Raw genomic sequence first — 15,460 nt, 5'->3', positions numbered from 1 at the left:
GCGAGCCGCGAGGGGTCGCGATTCGCCGCATCCGTACCTCCGCACGCGGCGTGTCCTGACCCCTCGCGCGAGGAACGAGTGCGAGGGCGAGCGGGGTCAGCGCGCGAAGAGATACCGCATCAGCGTGATGATCCCCTCAGGACCGCTCGTCTCACGCCCCAGGGACTCCACGATGATCGCCCCGAGGATGGCCCGGCCGATCTGTGCGACCGGTGCGTCGTCGGGCAGCTGACCGTCGCGGATCCCTCCGCGCAACCGCTCCGAGAGATGCTGCTCCACGCCGAGACTCGCCCCGAGGTGTGCACCGACCGCGGCGTCTTCGGCCGCGGCCGCGACGAGCGACTGCAGCAGTGCCTGCCCCTGCGCCGTCGCGAGGATCGCGAACACCGACTGCACCCACGTCTCGACGTCGGCGAACAGGTCTCCCGTATCCGGCACGACGAAGTCGACCGGGATGAGGCGTCCGTCCACCAGACAGTCGGCGATGAGGGCTCCGCGCGACGACCACCATCGGTAGATCGTCTGCTTGCCGACGCCGGCTTCCTTCGCGATGCCCTCGATCGTGAGCCGGTCGTACCCCTGCGCGTGGAAGAGACGGGATGTCGCATCGAGGATCGCCTCGCGGGCCGCCGTGCTGCGCACAGGCCCGCTCCGATGCTCGTTCACCATGCGTTCAGGATAGCCACAGATCCCTAGACGAGACGTACCGTATGCTCTTTGAGTCTGAAGGAGACCACTGTGGCATCACTGCTGTACCGTCTGGGTTCATTCGCCGCGCGCAAGGCGTGGACGGTGATCGTGTCGTGGGTGCTCATCCTCGGCCTCGGTGTCGGCGCCTTCCTCACCCTCGGCGGCACGCTGAGCAACAGCTTCGACATCCCCGGCACCGCCTCGGGCGAAGTGACCGACGCACTTGCCGACAAGCTGCCGGACACGGCCGGCGGCACGGGCACGGTCGTGTACCGCACGGAAGACGGCGAACCCTTCACGGATGCGCAGAAGGAGGAGATCTCCGCCCTCGCGGCGAGCGCGGAGGATCTCGACGGCGTCGCCGGTGTGATCGATCCGTTCGATGCGCAGCAGCAGCAGGCGGATCAGGCGCAGCAGCTCGCCGACGGTCAGACCCAGATCGCCGAGGGCCGTACCCAGGTGGATGCCGCACAGGCGCAGATCGATGCCGGCAGGGCACAGCTCGAGTCAGGGCTCACCCAGCTCACGGCCGCCCGCACCCAGGCCGAGCAGGCCGGCGCGGGCCCCGAGCAGCTCGCCGAGCTCGACGCGCAGCTGGCGGCGTTGAACGCCCAGTCGGCCGACCTCGAGGCGCAGAACGCGAAGCTCGACCAGTCCCGCATCACCCTCGACGACAACGCCGACCAGGTGGCGCTGGGCTCGACGCTGCTCGAGCTCGCCGACGGCATCGGCGTGGTCTCGGAAGACGGATCCACCGCGATCGTCAACATCTCGTTCACCGACCCGCGCCTCGAGCTCTCGGAAGAGGTCAAGCAGGGCGCGATCGAGCACTTCGAATCCGCTCCGATCGACGGCGTCGAGGTCGACTTCGGCACCGACATCGCTCAGGGCGTTCCCGAGATCTTCGGCGTCGGCGAAGCGGTGGGACTCGCTTTCGCCGCGATCGTCCTCATCGTGATGCTCGGCTCCCTCATCGCCGCCGCTCTCCCGATCGTGACCGCGATCGTCGGGGTCGGCGTCGGCGTCACGGCGTCCCTCGCCTTCTCGGGCGTCGTCGACATGGCCTCGGTGACCCCGGTGCTGGGCGTCATGCTCGGCCTCGCGGTGGGTATCGACTACTCGCTGTTCATCGTGAACCGGCATCGCAAGCAACTGCTCGCCGGGGTCCCTGTGCGCGAATCGATCGGCCTCGCCACCGGCACCTCCGGCACGGCCGTGGTGTTCGCCGGCACGACCGTGATCGTGGCGCTGCTCGCCCTCAACGTGACCGGTGTGCCGTTCCTCGGACTCATGGGCACGGTCGGCGCGGTGTGCGTCGCGGTGGCCGTGCTCGTCGCGATCACCCTCGCCCCGGCCATCCTCGGGCTCGTCGGTCCCCGCCTGCTCAGCCGCCGCGCGCGCGACGATCGGTCAGGAGCATGCCGCCGGAAAGCCCGTGAAGCGGATGTCGACCCTGCGTGCGGTCGTCACCGCGGTCGTGAGCGTCGTCGCGCTGCTGATCATCGCGATCCCGGCGATGTCGATGCGCCTCGGACTGCCCGACGGCTCGAGCGAGCCGAGCGACTCCACCAGCTACCGCGCGTTCCAGACCGTCGACGAGCAGTTCGGCGAGGGCGCGAACGGTCTGCTGCTCGTCACGGCGACCCTCGACGACGCGGTGAGCGACGACGACCTGCTGTCGACGCAGGTCACGATCGCGCAGGCCATCGCCGACCAGGACGACGTCGTGGCGGTCGCGCCGATCGCGGCATCCGACGACAACACCCTCCTCGCATTCCAGGTGGTCCCGAAGGAGGGGCCCAACAGCGCCTCCACCGAGAAGCTCGTGCAGGACCTGCGCTCGATGCCCGACATCGCCGACGGGATCACGCTCGGGGTCGCGGGCCAGGCGGCCATCAACATCGACATCTCCGAGGCGCTGGCCGGGGTGCTGCCGCTGTACCTCGTGGTCGTGGTCGGACTCTCGCTGCTGATCATGATCGTCGTGTTCCGCTCCCTGCTCGTGCCGATCATCGCGACCGGCGGGTTCGTGCTCTCGCTGTTCGCGACGTACGGCCTGATCGTGGCCGTGTTCCAGTTCGGCTGGGGTGCCGAGATCATCGGGCTGCACAGCACGGGGCCGATCCTGAGCTTCCTGCCCGTGATCCTCGTCGGCATCCTGTTCGGGCTCGCGATGGACTACCAGCTGTTCCTCGCCTCCGGCATGCGCGAGGCCTACGTGCACGGCGCTTCGGCGCGGGATGCCGTGGCGCAGGGCTTCCGCGCCGGGCGCTCGGTCGTCATCGCCGCGGCGCTGATCATGGTGTCGGTGTTCGGCGGGTTCATCTTCTCGGAGTCGACGATCATCCGGTCGATCGGCTTCGGCCTCGCGTTCGGTGTGCTGCTCGACGCCTTCGTGGTGCGGATGCTGCTGATGCCCGCGCTCATGCACCTCCTCGGGCGTTCGGCCTGGTGGCTGCCGCGCTGGCTCGACCGCATCCTGCCGAACGTCGACATGGAGGGCGCCGCCCTCGAGCGCGACCACCCTGGGATGAAGGCCGTGGCCGTTCCGACCACGACCGACTCGGTCCCGACCTCCCGCGGCTGAGGCGGCCGCGGCGGCGCAGATCCGCAGCCGGGTCGCAGTGTTCCTGCGACCCGGCGCGAATCTGCGACCTCACCGCGTGAGGGAATCCGCTCCGTGGTGGGGACGGGGGGGCAGTTGTCTCAGTTCAGAGAAGCTGGAAGCTGTTCCAGACGGTAGCACCAACCACGAGCACAAGAGCCAGTGCTGCGAGGAGCCCCCACCCGACAATGAGCATTGCTCGGCGTCTCGAGTTCGTCTTTGGCACGCCGACATACGCGGTCAGGAGCCCGAGCACGATACATACGAAACTCACCACCGGGATCCAGATGAACACGACGCCCGCACCGAGTAACACCCATACCGTCCCGGGAATCCAACTGGTGGTGCTTGTTTCTACGGTCTTCTCCATGTCCCGCCTCCTTTCTCATATGTGAATGCTCTATTCAGGGCTAGATATTCTGGAGGCTCCGTGAGACCACGCCCGGTCCATTGACGACCAGACTCTGAATCTTGTCAATCTGGATTCCGGAGCCTTTGTAGGCGATGTAGCCCCTCCAGACGATGTCGCACTCGGCCATTCCGCCGGCGAGCATGTAATGGCTCACTGAGCTACTCAGCACGACGGTGAAGTTGTAATTCAACGCTGCAGCAGTGCAACTTGACGTTCTGAGAACGACACCGCTCCCCGTCACGTACTTGAAAGTCTGGGACAGCTTCGTAATGAGCACGCCCAGGATGCGCTGTTCCACGACGTAGCTCGCGGTCACGTTGTATTCGATGCTGGCCGTAGATTGCGCACTCAGCCCACTACCCGCGGAGGCCCCCGTATTAGTCGGTGTGCTCACGGTGTTCACGTCGAAGCTCGTCTTCACATCTCCGTTCTCGACGCTCACGCTCTCGCCGGTCTGCGCGGTGTGCTCGAAAGCAGCGCTCACCTCAGGATCCATGAGATAGTCCATCAACTTCTGCTGGTCGGAGGGGGATAACTCTTCGAACTTCCTCAGATCGGTTGCCGCCTCAGACGATGATGCTGCTTCGGCTTCGAGTCGATCGTGAAAAGATTCCACGGTGATAGGTGGGTCATCGGCCACCGCATTAGACGGCGCGGTTCCGAACGTGACCATGAGCGCAACGACTGCGCCCACAGCGCCCAGGCCCTGTGACTTGTGAGTGTACATAGAAGGTACTCATTTCCCCCCGCCCCCATGGAGCCAGCGAATGCTGCCTTCGGGAGGAGGCTAGGCGTCAAAGCACCGCCTGTCTGTCCCCATTTTGGAGGACATGAAGCCACCTCTCAGACCCTGTCAGACGTGGATTCCTCCGGGTTTGCGGGAGAATTCGCGAAAGGCGAGTCGACGTGCCGGCACCGCGCCTGGGCGATCGTGTTCCGGAATTCTGCAACTGCGACCGTGAACTGAGGTCCACGCCCTCAACTCGAGCGGTTTCGAGGCTTACCAGAGAAGCGGAACCAGGATCGCGGTAGAGCCCGTGTCCTCGGTCGTGCATAGAGTGGGGCGCATGAGTTCCGACCTGCGCGCACTGCTGGAGCAGCGGCGCGCGCAGGCCGAGGAACGTGTGCGCACGACGGCCGCGACCCTCGGACAGCTCATGCACGACCGCGAGGGCTCGAACGACGACGACGAGCACGACCCCGAAGGCGTCACCCTCTCGTCGGAGTGGTCGCGCCTGACCGGGCTCGCCGACGCCGCGGCCGCCGAACTCCGGCAGGTCGACGAGGCGCTGGCGCGGATGGATGCCGGCACCTACGGGTTCTGCGCGAACTGCGGCCGCCCGATCCCCGTCGGCCGCTTGGAGGTGCGACCGTTCGCGGAGTACTGCGTCGACTGCGCGGAGAAGCTCGGACGGTGACCCCTGACGCGAGCGGCGATCGCGAGTAGCATCCCCCCATGCCCATCGCACTCGAGAACGTCGGAATCGCCGTCCGCGACCTGGAAGCCACCATCGCCTTCTTCACCGACCTGGGCCTCACCGTGCTCGGCCGCGACGAGGTGAGTGGGGACTGGGCGTCGACGGCGGTCGGACTCGACGGCAACCACGCGAAGATCGCGGTGCTGCAGACGCCCGACGGACGCGGCCAGATCGAGCTGTTCGAATACATCCATCCGGACGCGATCGAGACGGAGCCGACACTGCCGAACGAGATCGGGATGCACCGCATCGCCTTCTCGGTCGACGACATCGATGAGTCCCTCGCGATCGCCGCCCGTCACGGCTACCACCCGTTGCGCGGCGTCGCGAACTACCAGGACGTGTACAAGCTCACCTACCTGCGCGGCCCGAGCGGCATCCTCGTGATGTTCGCCCAGGACCTCACGAAGAACTGAGCCGGGCAGGACGCGTCAGAGATCGCCGTACACGTCCCGGCGGTGCGCGACCCGGAAGACGGTCACCAGCACGACGTCGTCGACGACCTCGTACAACACGCGATGATCGCCGATACGGACGCGCCAGGCGTTGTCGAACCCGGTCAGCTTCCGGACTCCGTTCGGACGCGGCTCCTTCTCCAGCGCCCTGGACGCCGAAAGCGGGGCAGCCCCGAAGAGGACTGCCCCGCCACGAGAGCGACCTAGGGCAGCGCCGGCCCCCCGGGTCCTGCACCCGGGACCGGGTAGTACACGGGCGGGGTGTCGTCCCACGCCGAGGGCAGCATCAACAGGTCGTCGTAGTGGTGCATGGCGATGCCGCCGAACGAGGCGTCGTCCTGGAACGCGGTGTAGGTCTTGTCGAGTTCGCCCTCCAGGTAGGTGCGCCCCTCCTCCCAGAAGGTCACCGTCTCAGGGTCGCCCGTTCCGGAGAGATCTTTGGTCTCGATGCCGACCACGACCGAGTTCGGCTTGCCGATCTGGTTCGCGTAGTCGATCTCGTGCTGTGCCTGCGCGATGATGCCGGCGCTGCCGTCTGCCGTGTCGCGGTAGTCCATGATCGCGATGTAGTCGGTCATGTCCTGGATGTGGTCGCTGAGCGGCTTGGTCTGCCCGTTCCACGTGATCGCGGTGCAGCATGTCGAGGAGTCCAGCCACCGCGGGATCGCCGGCCCGACGAGTGTCGGGAGTCCGGACGCGTCGCGGCGGTCGATGAGGGTGTCGAGTATCTCCAGCCAGCGGTTCGGCAGCCCGCCGTTGCCCGGTTCCTTCCATTCGCTGAGGATGTACGGTTCGATGTCGACGTTGATGCCGTCGAAGCGCGCAGACGCGGGCACGCTCAGGTTGTAGTCGAGGACCTTCTCGAACTCGTCGATCGCGAAATGCTCGAACTGCTCGAGCGCCCCCAGGTACGGCGGACGTGTACCGCCGGCAACCGTCGCCTGCACGTGGTAGCCGCGGGCCCGCGCCCACTCCACGAATGCCGCGACCTCGGCGCGCGAGTCGCGCAGCATGTCGGTCGTGCCGTACCTGTCGACGCCGAGGTAGATCGTTCGGATCGGGTCGGATCCGAAGGTCGTGGTGTCGTCCATCACGTCGCCGAGCCGGTCTCGCGCATCCCCGTCGAACACGGCTTCATAAGAGGCGCGCTCCCAGATCCACATCGCGCGATCCTGGTCGTAGACGACGGGCGTCTCGGCGGTGGCCCCGCCGAGCGCGACGTAGGTGGTCGGTGCGTCGGCGCTCAGGCCCTTGACGTCGGTCGCGCGTGCCTCGATGCTCGCGAACTCGGCCCCGGAGACGGGGAAAGATGCCGCGTACGCGCCCCCGCCCTGGGCGACGGCAGCCTGCCAGGCGCCTCCGTTCACACGGACCTCCACGGCCGACAGGGCTCGGTGAGCGTCCACATCGACCACCACGTCCAGCGACGATCCTGCATAGGCGCCTTCCGCGGGGGAGACGATCGTGACCACCGGGCGCGCCGCAGCGGGGCGGTGCACGTTCACGGCGAGGAACTCCGACCAGGTCGTGTAGAGCGTGGTGAGGTCGCGTCCCCGGACGGCGAGGTCGAGGCGGCCGTCGATGTCCGAGACATCGAGGTCGACGCTCCACGTCCCCGCGGTTCCGGTCACGGGGATGGGCACGAATTCCTGCGCTCCGACGACGAGAACGAGTTCGGAGGCGTTCGCGAACGTCCCCTCGACCGTGAGCGTCGAACCGCTCACGGTGTCGCCGTCACTCGGCGAGGTGATCGTGAGGTCGGTCGTGACGGTCTGCGCGGATGCGGCACCGCCGGCGGCGACCATCCCTCCCGCGACAAGGGTGGCGGCGACCAGCGCCGACAGCCAGCGTGTGCGTCTCATCGGTGTCTCCTTCCGCTCCGCCGGGCGCGGAGTCGTCGTGTCTGCCACGGTGGCGGGTGCCGACTCCGACGGTCAACGGAAGGGCGGAGAAGGGGAATGAGTGGAGGAAGGAATCGGGCGCTCACGAGTCCCGGACACCGGGTCTCGCCTATCGCCCCCTCTTGTTCCCACGGCACGGAATGAATACGGTTGCACGAACGATCATCGAGCCGAGGAGGGCGTGATGGGAGCGTTCCCGAACACGCAGCCGCTCTTTGTGAGCCTCGCGCAGCAGCTCCGCGAGCGGATCGATTCCGGCGAGTGGGCAGCCGGCGAGCGCCTGCCCACCGAGGCCGCCCTGGCGTCGGCGTATGCGGTCGGGATCAACACCGTGCGGCGGGCGGTCGGGCGCCTCGTCGACGAGGGGGTCGTGGTGCGCCGTCAGGGCTCAGGAACGTATGTGTCGGTGCGGGCGTCCCGGCGCGCGAGCCCCTGATCGGCGTGATCGTCCCCTCACGCACCTACTACTTCCCCACTGTCGTCGAGGGGATCGCGGAGGTGGCCGGGGCGGCGGGCGCGACGCTGCGCATCGCCTCGAGCGAGTACGACGACGCCCTCGAGATCCGCCGCATCCGGGAGCTCCTCGCCGCCGGGTGCGCCGGCCTCCTGATCACGCCCACCCTGCACCTGGCCGACCCCACGGCGCGCCTCGACCTGCTGCGCGCCCTGCCGACGCCGGTGGTGCTGATGGAACGGATGCCGACGGATTCGCCGCCGGATGACGGGCTCTCGGCGGTATGCACCGATGTCGTCGCCGGCGGGTACGCGGCCGTGCGGCACCTGGCACGACGGGGCCGTCGGCGCCTCGGATTCCTCGGGCGCCGTGACACCGCGACGGCCGACGCCGCACTGCGTGGTTACCGTCGCGCGATCGACGACCTGACCCTCGTCGACCTCCCTGGCGCGGTGGCGCGTCGGGACTCGTGGGACGACGTGGCGCTCGCGGACTACGCGCACCGGGCGCACTCTGCGGGGCTCGACGGCGTCGTCTGCCTCGGCGACCGTGAGGCGACGGCACTCCTGCCTCACCTGGCAGGGGCGGGGTTCTCCCTTCCCGACGACCTCGCCCTCGTCGCCTTCGACGATGAGGAGGCCGCGAATGCCCCGCTCCCGCTCACGGCCGTGTCACCGCCGAAGCGCGAGATCGGACGCCTCGCGGCGACCACGCTGCTGCGGATGCTGGGGCGCGGGGGCGACCGCGCGCCGGTACGGATGCTGCTGCAGCCCGTCGTGCGGGAGCGGGCGTCGACGACAACGCGTCTGCTGCGCGCGAGGATGAGTTAACGAAAGAAAGTGGAGAACGGCCCTCAGGCGGTTCTCCACTTTTAGTCTTTCGGCGTTGAACGCCTGCCTGTAGTTTACGACATCATCGGAGCATGAGCAACGCCGCAGCCGCCCCGGGCACAAGCACAACTCCGGCCCAGGAGTCCTTCGGTTCATCGACATACGCAGACCTCGTCGGCGCTCGTCTCCTCGACTTCTTCCAGGCGACATCGCCATGGCAACGCCGCCTGTGGGATGTCGGGACATGCCTCGTGTTGGACGAGGTGATCGAAGCTGCGCAATGGCGTAGCCGAAAGGTCCTCAGCGACGGCGCAGTGGCCTGGCTCGCGAAAGACGCGGAACGTATCGCTGGGCGGGATCCCGCTCTCGGCGAGGCCGCGCTGCGCAAGCACCTCACCGAGACGCTTCGCAGTCCTCTCCAGGATGGTAGCCGTCATGTGCGTCGCCTCCGCGAGCTCTCAGAGATGGCAGCCGATGGTTATATCGATCGCTGGCTCGAGCTGTTGCGCGGCGGAAGAAGGCCCTCGATTGAGCGCTTCGCTCGCGCCGTCGGATCGCACCTTCTCGACTTGGGATACAGCCTGCCGTACCTGCGGCGATGGGCGCAGGAACACATCCGGGCTCAGTCGACTCTTGAAGAGTTGCTTGTTTCCGCGGGAATCCTCGCCACCAAGCCCGAGGCGGACTACAGCGTCATCGTTCCGTTCCGTTCCGTTCCGAGGGCGACGACGTCGCAGACCAGCATGGAACCGACCTGGCGTTCCGGGGCGCTCGTGCGGCAATGGCTCCTGGGCAACGGCAGCAGCACCTCCGGGGTTCGCCAGGTGGGCGGATTCGAATACCACGTGCGTGCACGCGATCCGCTGGGCGCCGCGCTTCTCGCCACCGAGCGTGTTGACCGCCTGATATCGCGCGCGACGCTCGCCCGTGGGCGGGGAGAAGCTCCCGAGCCGCAAGGGTCCATCTGGGTGTCGGGATCGACACGCCCATTCAAGCTCGAGCGGACGAGCCGTGGAGCGTTCGTCCTTTCTCTCGTCGCCGAATCTCGGCTCTATGACGTGAGTGACCGGACCGACCTCGATGACGCTCTTGAGCTCGCCTCTGTGCTCAACCTGGGTTCTCCCGGCCCTGCGATCGCGTCTGGATGGGCTGCGGTCGAGGCGCTCCTCGTGTCGTCGCAAGACCCGGAGGATTCGAAACTCGGACGCGGAGCGGTCGCAGCCGACCGGATGGCGTCACTCGTTGCGTGCTCCTGGCCCCGCGCCGATCTCACCGCACTGTCGTATCAGCACTCCCCCGCTGTGCCGGATGCCATCAGCATCCGCCTGGCCGCAGCGTCGTCCAATCAGGAGCGAAGCGCGATCGTCGCCTCCGCCCTGGCGAGCGGGCAGTCGCTAAGGCTCCGAGCATCCTCCGATCGGGCAGCGGAATCTCGCATGACTCGTCTGATGACAGCCAAGCGCCACACCCTTCACGATGTGGAGGCACACGTGCGTGGTGCTATGCGACGGCTCTACCGGCAACGCAACATCGTGATGCACGGCGGTTCGACTGACACGCTCGCCCGCGATGCGACGCTGAGAACCTGCGCGCCCCTCGTCGGCGCAGGGCTTGACCGGATCACGCACGCGCGCATCGCGCATTCAGAGAGCGCGCTCCAGCTCGCCGAGCGCGCTCAGCTGAGTCTTGCCCTGGTCGGAGCGCCCGGAGGCCCTGAGGTCGCCAACCTCCTCGAGTAAGAAAGGGCGCCGCCCTGCTCGCGACGGCTGATTCGCCGACCCCAGCAGTGCAACCGCTTGCATGATGGTTGTCCGCATCATAGGTTGAATGCAGGCCCTCCGCCGGGTCGACGATCCAGCCGAGGAGCCCCGTGCACGACAGTCCCCACCGCACCGCCCCTCGCGCGCCCGTCCGCATCGTGCACCTCGGACTCGGCGCCTTCCACCGCGCCCACCAGGCCTGGTACACCGCACACGCGGACGCCCGGCGGGAGTGGGGCATCGCCGCGTTCACCGGGCGCTCACCCGAAGCGGCCCAGACCCTCGAGCGGCAGGACGACGTCTACACGCTGCTCACCCGCGGCCCGGACGGCGATCGGCTCGAGACCGTCGAGAGCATCGTCGCCGCGCACGACGGCGGCGACACAGACGCGCTGCGCGACTACCTCACGCGCCCGGAGGTCGCGGTCGTGACGCTCACGGTCACCGAGAAGGGCTATCGCCGCCGGACGGACGGCCGCCTCGACATCGCCGACCCCGACGTCACGGCCGACATCTGCGCACTGGCGGGAGCCCTCGCCGATCACCACGACGACGTGCCGGGAGCCGTCGAGAACGGCGTCCTGCGGTCCATGCCCGCTCGGCTGCTCTGGGCGCTCGACGCCCGACGGCGCGCTCTCCCCGACAGCACGATCACCCTGATCCCGTGCGACAACCTCGACGACAACGGCACCGCGCTGCGGACGGCCCTCGCCGACCTCGCCTCGCTGACGTCACCGCTGCTCGGCGCCTGGATCGACGCGCACGTCGACGTCGTGACCACCTCGGTCGACCGCATCACGCCCCGCACCGCCCCCGCCGACGTCGACGCCATCGCGACGCGCACCGGCGTCCACGACGAGGCGCTGGTGGTCACCGAGCCCTTCCACAGCTGGATCCTGAGCGGACGCATCCGCGCCGAACGCCCGCGCTGGGAGGATGCCGGGGCCTCGTTCGTGTCGGACATCGAGCCCTTCGAACAGCGCAAGCTCTGGATGCTCAACGGCGCGCACTCGCTCCTCGCCTACGACGGTGCCCTGCGCGGACACGAGACCGTGGCCGAGGCCATCGCCGACCCCGAATGCGCCGCTCTCGTGAACGACCTGTGGGATCTCGCCCAGCGGCGCCTCGAGCCGTCCGCGCACCGGACCGGCGTCGACCTCGCCCTCCCCGACTACCGCGAGGCCCTGCTCACCCGCTTCGCGAACCCGCGCATCGCACACCACCTGCGCCAGATCGCCGCAGACGGCAGTCTGAAGCTGCGAGCCCGCATCGTCGAACCGGTCCGCCGCGCGCGCCGAGGGCGAGACGGGAGAGGCGGGCATCGTCGCGATCGCCGCCTGGACGCAGTTCGTCGTCGCCGAGGTCGTCGCCGGACGCCCGCTCGACGACGCGGCCGCGACCGACCTGGCGACGCGGGCATCCTGCGACGACCCGCACCACGCGCTGCTCGACCTGCTGGCCCCCGACCTCGCCGCCGACCCCGAGGTGCGCCGGATGCTCGACGACCACGTCGACTGATCGCGCCGCACGCGAGAGCGCCGGCCCCGCAGGACCGGCGCTCTTCCCCCTCCGGCGTCAGCCTTTCACAGCACCGGCCATCATGCCTGCGCCGAGGCGACCCTGCACGAACAGGAACAGGATGACGACCGGTACCGAGATCAGCGTGGCGCCCGCCATGATGCCCGCCCAGTCCGTGGCCGACAGCTCGCTGCTGAAGGTCTGCAGCCAGAGCGGCAGAGTGGCATTGCCCGGCTTCGTCATCACGACGAGGGCGAGCGTGTATTCGTTCCACGCCTGGAGGAACGCGAAGACGGATGCCGTCACGATTCCGGGTCCGAGAAGGGGCAGGGTCACCCGCATGAACGCCCCGAACCGACTGCACCCGTCGACCATCGCGGCCTCTTCGAGCTCGGCGGGGATGCCGTGGATGAACCCGCGCAGCAGCCACACCGTGAACGGGACGACCGTGCCGATGTAGAGCAGCGACAGGCCGCCCACCGTGTTGAGCAGGTGCCACCCGTCGAGCATGCGGAACTGCGAGATGAACAGTGCCTCGGTGGGGATCATCTGCACGATCAGCACGAGCAGGATGATGAGTCCGCCGCCCTTGAAGCGGAACCGGCTCACGGCGATGGCCGCGAAGAATCCGAACAGCACCGCGACGATGACCACGACCACGGTGACCGCGGCGCTCATGCCGAGCGCCGACCAGAAGCCGCTGTCAGCGAGGATCCCCGCGAAGCTGTCGAAGCTGAGCGGGAACGGGAAGAACCGCGGCGTGCGCGAGAAGAGCTCCTCGTTGTCGGAGAGGGCGGTGTTCACCATCCAGTAGATGGGGAACACCAGGAGGAACGCGGCGGCGACCGCGACGCCGTTCCAGGTGCGCCGCCGCACGTCGTTGCGGCTGCCGATGGTGCGGCGTGAGCGCGGGGGCACGACCGCGGGGATGTCGGTCGTACGGGTCATGATCGGGACGCTCATTCCGCGGCCTCCTTCTGCTGGGCGAACATCTTCGCGATGTACTTCCAGGTGAGCAGCAGGGTCAGGATCAGCACGATCGTCGCCAGTGCCGACGCATCGCCGTACTCGCCCTGGCCGATGCCGATCCGGTAGATGTAGGTGCCGAGGAGGTTGGTCTCCTCGATCGAGACGCCCGCCTGCTGCAGCACGTAGATCTGCGTGAACACGCGCAGGTCCCACACGATCTGCAGGAGTCCGACGATCATGACCGCCGGTGTGATGAGCGGCATCGTGACGTGCCGGAAGCGCGTCCACGGCCCCGCGCCGTCGAGTTCGGCGGCCTCCAGCACCTCGGTGGGCACCTGGGTCAACGCGGAGTAGATCATGAAGACGATCAACGGCAGGCTGCCCCAGATCACGGTGATCGCGGCGATCGTGAACACACCCATCGGTGTCGAGGTCCACGGGAACCCGGCCATGTCGGGGAAGCCGATGCGCGCGAGGATCCAGTTCACCAGCCCGTAGCGGGCGTCGAACAGCCACTGCCAGATGACCATGGTCACGAGCGCGGGTGTGGCCCACACGAGCAGCAGCGTCACCTGCAGGGCGATGCGCGCCCAGCTGCTCACCTTGGTCAGCAGCAGCGCGATCAGCATCCCGATCACCATCGACAGCGAGGCGCACACGGCGCAGAAGAGCACGGAGCGGAAGAACACGACCCACATGTTCGGGTCGGTCAGGATCTTGCCGTAGTTGGCGAGTCCGACCCATTCCGGCTCCGCACCGAACTGCTGCGCGAGCCCGAACTTCTGCAGCGACATCAGGAACTGCTGCAGCAGCGGCCAGCCGAGAGCGATCAGCACCGCCACGAGGAGCGGGGTGATCAGCAGGTACGGGAGCAGTGCCCCCCGCACGCGACGCGGGCGCGTGCGGGGAGCGGGCTGCTGCGGGGTCGCCTCGGGGGCGGCCTCGACATCGATCACGGGAGTGGACATCATCAGTCGGCGTTGAGGGTCTCTTCGATCTTCGCGCCGATGCGCGTGACCACGTCGTCGATGTCCTCGCCCTTGGCGATCGCCGAGTAGAGATCGACCGGGATGTTGTTGCCTTCGACGATCGCCCAGTTCGGGGCGGCAGGGGTGAGGGCGCTCGTGTCGGCGATCTGCTGCTGCAGCTCGGCGTCGACGATGCCGTCGGGGATGGCGGACGCGTACTGCGTGTTGCCCGGTACCCATCCGGAGTCCTCGGCGAGCTGACTCATGAAGTCTTCGCTGAGGATGAGCTTCATGGCCTTCTTCGCGAGTTCCTGCTTCGAGGAGTTCGCCGCGATGCCCACGTTGGACCCGCCGAGGAACTGGTGGCTCTCCCCGCCCGCTTCGACGGGAGGCAGCGCCATCACGCCGGTGACCCCAGCGAGATCTTCCGAGATGCTGTCCTGCGCGAACACGCGGTACGAGAACATCGCGACCTCGCCGTTGTTGTACGGCACCCAGGGGTTGCCAGCGGTCTCCTTGGCGTCGAGCGCACCGAGCGCCGAGTTCTGCCAGAGCGTCTGCATCTGCTCGAGCGCGGACTTGGCCTCCGGGGTGTCGAGGCCGCTGACCCAGGCGCCGTCCTTCTCCTCGGCGTAGTTCGCACCGTGCGAGAACAGCCAGCCCTCCAGACCGTGCACATCGACGACCGGGAAGTAGATGCCCTTGAAGCCCTCGACGCCGTCGGGGTTCGCCTGCTGCACCGTCGCGGCTGCCGCGACGAGATCGTCGAGCGTCTCGGGTGCGGCGATGCCCGCCTTCTCGAGGAGGTCGGTGCGGTAGAACACGACGCTGGTTCCGGCATACAGCGGGTAGGCGTAGGTCTTGCCGTCGAGTGTCGCCTGGTCGACGAAGCTCGGGATCAGGTCGTCGCCGCCGACCTCGTCGTACAGGTCGGAGATGTCGGCGAGCGCCCCGACGTTCGCGAAGGTCGCGGTCTTCGTGTTGCCGATCTCGACGATGTCCGGCGTCTCGGACTTGCTGGCGAGCGAGGTCTGGAGCCGGGAGACGATGTCGTCCCATGGCTGCATCTCGACGGTCAGCGTGGAGCCGGGGTTCTGGGCGGCGAACTCGTCTTCGAGCCACGCGACCGCATCGTCGGACACGGAATCCTGCATGAGCCACACGCGGAGGTCTCCGCTCTCGGCGTCGCCTTCTCCGTCGTTCCCGGCGCCGGAGCTGCAGCCGGTGACGGCCAGCACCGCGGCCAGTGAAGCGGCCGCCGCGATCAAGGTGCGTCTTGCCATTCTCGTTCCTCCATGGTCTTCCTCGACGGGCCCCGAAAGGCGCCCGATGAACGGGTGTTTCAACCGATTCTCACGCTAACGTGCAAACGGTTGCATTACAATAGCTTCTTCATTGAAGAGGGTGTAACGGTTGTGTT

At 67.8% G+C, this 15,460-nt stretch carries 15 protein-coding genes and 1 pseudogene; 8 read left to right on the top strand and 8 right to left on the bottom strand.

The features are described from left to right. Nucleotides 1-96: 96 nt before the first annotated feature. Nucleotides 97-669: a TetR/AcrR family transcriptional regulator gene (locus K1X59_RS01240; RefSeq protein ID WP_183151558.1), complete on the bottom strand. Its 573-nt coding sequence runs from the start codon at nucleotides 667-669 to the stop codon at nucleotides 97-99. A 69-nt stretch (nucleotides 670-738) separates the two neighbouring features. On the opposite strand from K1X59_RS01240, the pseudogene K1X59_RS22255 reads away from it, so the two are divergent. Together K1X59_RS22255 and K1X59_RS20580 are read left to right on the top strand one after the other, a co-directional pair. Beyond that, nucleotides 739-2,049 (top strand): annotated as a pseudogene (locus K1X59_RS22255) (MMPL family transporter); the annotation flags it as partial. Nucleotides 2,050-2,134: 85 nt separating this feature from the next. Further along, entirely contained in the window at nucleotides 2,135-3,277 is a 1,143-nt protein-coding gene (locus K1X59_RS20580) for an MMPL family transporter (RefSeq protein WP_244632309.1), read from the top strand. Nucleotides 3,278-3,401: 124 nt separating this feature from the next. Here the strand turns inward: K1X59_RS20580 and K1X59_RS01230 are convergent, their stop codons facing one another. Together K1X59_RS01230 and K1X59_RS01225 are read right to left on the bottom strand one after the other, a co-directional pair. Beyond that, nucleotides 3,402-3,665: a hypothetical protein gene (locus tag K1X59_RS01230; RefSeq protein WP_183151557.1), complete on the bottom strand. Its 264-nt coding sequence runs from the start codon at nucleotides 3,663-3,665 to the stop codon at nucleotides 3,402-3,404. Between the two features lie 40 nt (nucleotides 3,666-3,705). Next, on the bottom strand, nucleotides 3,706-4,434 hold the full coding sequence (locus K1X59_RS01225; RefSeq protein WP_183151556.1) for a hypothetical protein: 729 nt from the start codon (nucleotides 4,432-4,434) through the stop codon (nucleotides 3,706-3,708). 340 nt (nucleotides 4,435-4,774) lie between these two features. Between K1X59_RS01225 and K1X59_RS01220 the strand changes: the two genes are divergently transcribed. Together K1X59_RS01220 and K1X59_RS01215 are read left to right on the top strand one after the other, a co-directional pair. Next, nucleotides 4,775-5,125, top strand: a complete 351-nt coding sequence (locus K1X59_RS01220) for a TraR/DksA C4-type zinc finger protein (protein ID WP_183151555.1) — start codon at nucleotides 4,775-4,777, stop codon at nucleotides 5,123-5,125. A 38-nt stretch (nucleotides 5,126-5,163) separates the two neighbouring features. Beyond that, the gene (locus tag K1X59_RS01215; protein ID WP_183151554.1) at nucleotides 5,164-5,601 is read left to right on the top strand and encodes a VOC family protein; all 438 of its coding nucleotides are present in this window, start codon (nucleotides 5,164-5,166) and stop codon (nucleotides 5,599-5,601) included. A 15-nt stretch (nucleotides 5,602-5,616) separates the two neighbouring features. Here the strand turns inward: K1X59_RS01215 and K1X59_RS20575 are convergent, their stop codons facing one another. Both K1X59_RS20575 and K1X59_RS01205 read right to left on the bottom strand, forming a co-directional pair. Beyond that, nucleotides 5,617-5,913 carry a type II toxin-antitoxin system RelE/ParE family toxin gene (locus tag K1X59_RS20575; RefSeq protein WP_244632308.1) on the bottom strand — a complete coding sequence of 99 codons (297 nt, stop codon included), beginning with the start codon at nucleotides 5,911-5,913 and terminating at the stop codon, nucleotides 5,617-5,619. Beyond that, a complete protein-coding gene (locus K1X59_RS01205) occupies nucleotides 5,844-7,502 on the bottom strand; it encodes a hypothetical protein (RefSeq protein WP_220173854.1) in 1,659 nt (552 codons plus the stop codon). The genes K1X59_RS20575 and K1X59_RS01205 overlap by 70 nt, the downstream gene beginning before the upstream one ends. A 223-nt stretch (nucleotides 7,503-7,725) precedes the next feature. On the opposite strand from K1X59_RS01205, the gene K1X59_RS01200 reads away from it, so the two are divergent. From K1X59_RS01200 to K1X59_RS01185, 4 genes are all read left to right on the top strand, one after another. Then, nucleotides 7,726-7,977, top strand: a complete 252-nt coding sequence (locus K1X59_RS01200) for a GntR family transcriptional regulator (RefSeq protein ID WP_220173853.1) — start codon at nucleotides 7,726-7,728, stop codon at nucleotides 7,975-7,977. Nucleotides 7,978-7,982: 5 nt separating this feature from the next. Next, nucleotides 7,983-8,825 (top strand): substrate-binding domain-containing protein, encoded by an 843-nt coding sequence (locus tag K1X59_RS01195; protein ID WP_183151551.1) that lies wholly within the window; start codon nucleotides 7,983-7,985, stop codon nucleotides 8,823-8,825. 92 nt (nucleotides 8,826-8,917) lie between these two features. Continuing rightward, entirely contained in the window at nucleotides 8,918-10,564 is a 1,647-nt protein-coding gene (locus tag K1X59_RS01190) for an integrase (protein WP_183151550.1), read from the top strand. Between the two features lie 131 nt (nucleotides 10,565-10,695). After that, nucleotides 10,696-12,228 (top strand): mannitol dehydrogenase family protein, encoded by a 1,533-nt coding sequence (locus tag K1X59_RS01185; protein WP_220173852.1) that lies wholly within the window; start codon nucleotides 10,696-10,698, stop codon nucleotides 12,226-12,228. On the opposite strand, the gene K1X59_RS01180 is transcribed toward K1X59_RS01185, so the two are convergent. Genes K1X59_RS01180 through K1X59_RS01170 form a run of 3 tightly spaced genes read right to left on the bottom strand, consistent with a single transcriptional unit; the run spans nucleotide 12,161 to nucleotide 15,323 of the window. Further along, on the bottom strand, nucleotides 12,161-13,066 hold the full coding sequence (locus tag K1X59_RS01180; RefSeq protein ID WP_244632307.1) for a carbohydrate ABC transporter permease: 906 nt from the start codon (nucleotides 13,064-13,066) through the stop codon (nucleotides 12,161-12,163). The two genes, K1X59_RS01185 and K1X59_RS01180, sit on opposite strands and share 68 nt — an antisense overlap. Next, nucleotides 13,063-14,043, bottom strand: a complete 981-nt coding sequence (locus tag K1X59_RS01175) for a carbohydrate ABC transporter permease (RefSeq protein WP_244632306.1) — start codon at nucleotides 14,041-14,043, stop codon at nucleotides 13,063-13,065. Before K1X59_RS01175 ends, K1X59_RS01180 begins: the two co-directional genes overlap by 4 nt. Further along, the gene (locus K1X59_RS01170; RefSeq protein ID WP_183151549.1) at nucleotides 14,043-15,323 is read right to left on the bottom strand and encodes an extracellular solute-binding protein; all 1,281 of its coding nucleotides are present in this window, start codon (nucleotides 15,321-15,323) and stop codon (nucleotides 14,043-14,045) included. The genes K1X59_RS01175 and K1X59_RS01170 overlap by 1 nt, the downstream gene beginning before the upstream one ends. Nucleotides 15,324-15,460: the final 137 nt, after the last annotated feature.

Origin of the sequence: Microbacterium sp. Se5.02b (assembly GCF_019464375.1) — a bacterium.
Classification (GTDB): Bacteria; Actinomycetota; Actinomycetes; order Actinomycetales; family Microbacteriaceae; genus Microbacterium.
The sequence above is the reverse complement of the archived record's forward strand: the minus strand, read 5'-3'. Positions and strand labels throughout refer to the sequence as shown.

Coding starts and splice junctions, on each gene's coding strand:
- K1X59_RS01170 (WP_183151549.1), bottom strand. CDS start 15,323: ATGGCAAGACGCACCTTGATCGCGGCGGCCGCTTCACTGGCCGCGGTG.
- K1X59_RS01200 (WP_220173853.1), top strand. CDS start 7,726: ATGGGAGCGTTCCCGAACACGCAGCCGCTCTTTGTGAGCCTCGCGCAG.
- K1X59_RS01240 (WP_183151558.1), bottom strand. CDS start 669: ATGGTGAACGAGCATCGGAGCGGGCCTGTGCGCAGCACGGCGGCCCGC.
- K1X59_RS01220 (WP_183151555.1), top strand. CDS start 4,775: ATGAGTTCCGACCTGCGCGCACTGCTGGAGCAGCGGCGCGCGCAGGCC.
- K1X59_RS20580 (WP_244632309.1), top strand. CDS start 2,135: ATGTCGACCCTGCGTGCGGTCGTCACCGCGGTCGTGAGCGTCGTCGCG.
- K1X59_RS01225 (WP_183151556.1), bottom strand. CDS start 4,434: ATGTACACTCACAAGTCACAGGGCCTGGGCGCTGTGGGCGCAGTCGTT.
- K1X59_RS01175 (WP_244632306.1), bottom strand. CDS start 14,043: ATGATGTCCACTCCCGTGATCGATGTCGAGGCCGCCCCCGAGGCGACC.
- K1X59_RS01230 (WP_183151557.1), bottom strand. CDS start 3,665: ATGGAGAAGACCGTAGAAACAAGCACCACCAGTTGGATTCCCGGGACG.
- K1X59_RS01190 (WP_183151550.1), top strand. CDS start 8,918: ATGAGCAACGCCGCAGCCGCCCCGGGCACAAGCACAACTCCGGCCCAG.
- K1X59_RS01180 (WP_244632307.1), bottom strand. CDS start 13,066: ATGAGCGTCCCGATCATGACCCGTACGACCGACATCCCCGCGGTCGTG.
- K1X59_RS01215 (WP_183151554.1), top strand. CDS start 5,164: ATGCCCATCGCACTCGAGAACGTCGGAATCGCCGTCCGCGACCTGGAA.
- K1X59_RS01205 (WP_220173854.1), bottom strand. CDS start 7,502: ATGAGACGCACACGCTGGCTGTCGGCGCTGGTCGCCGCCACCCTTGTC.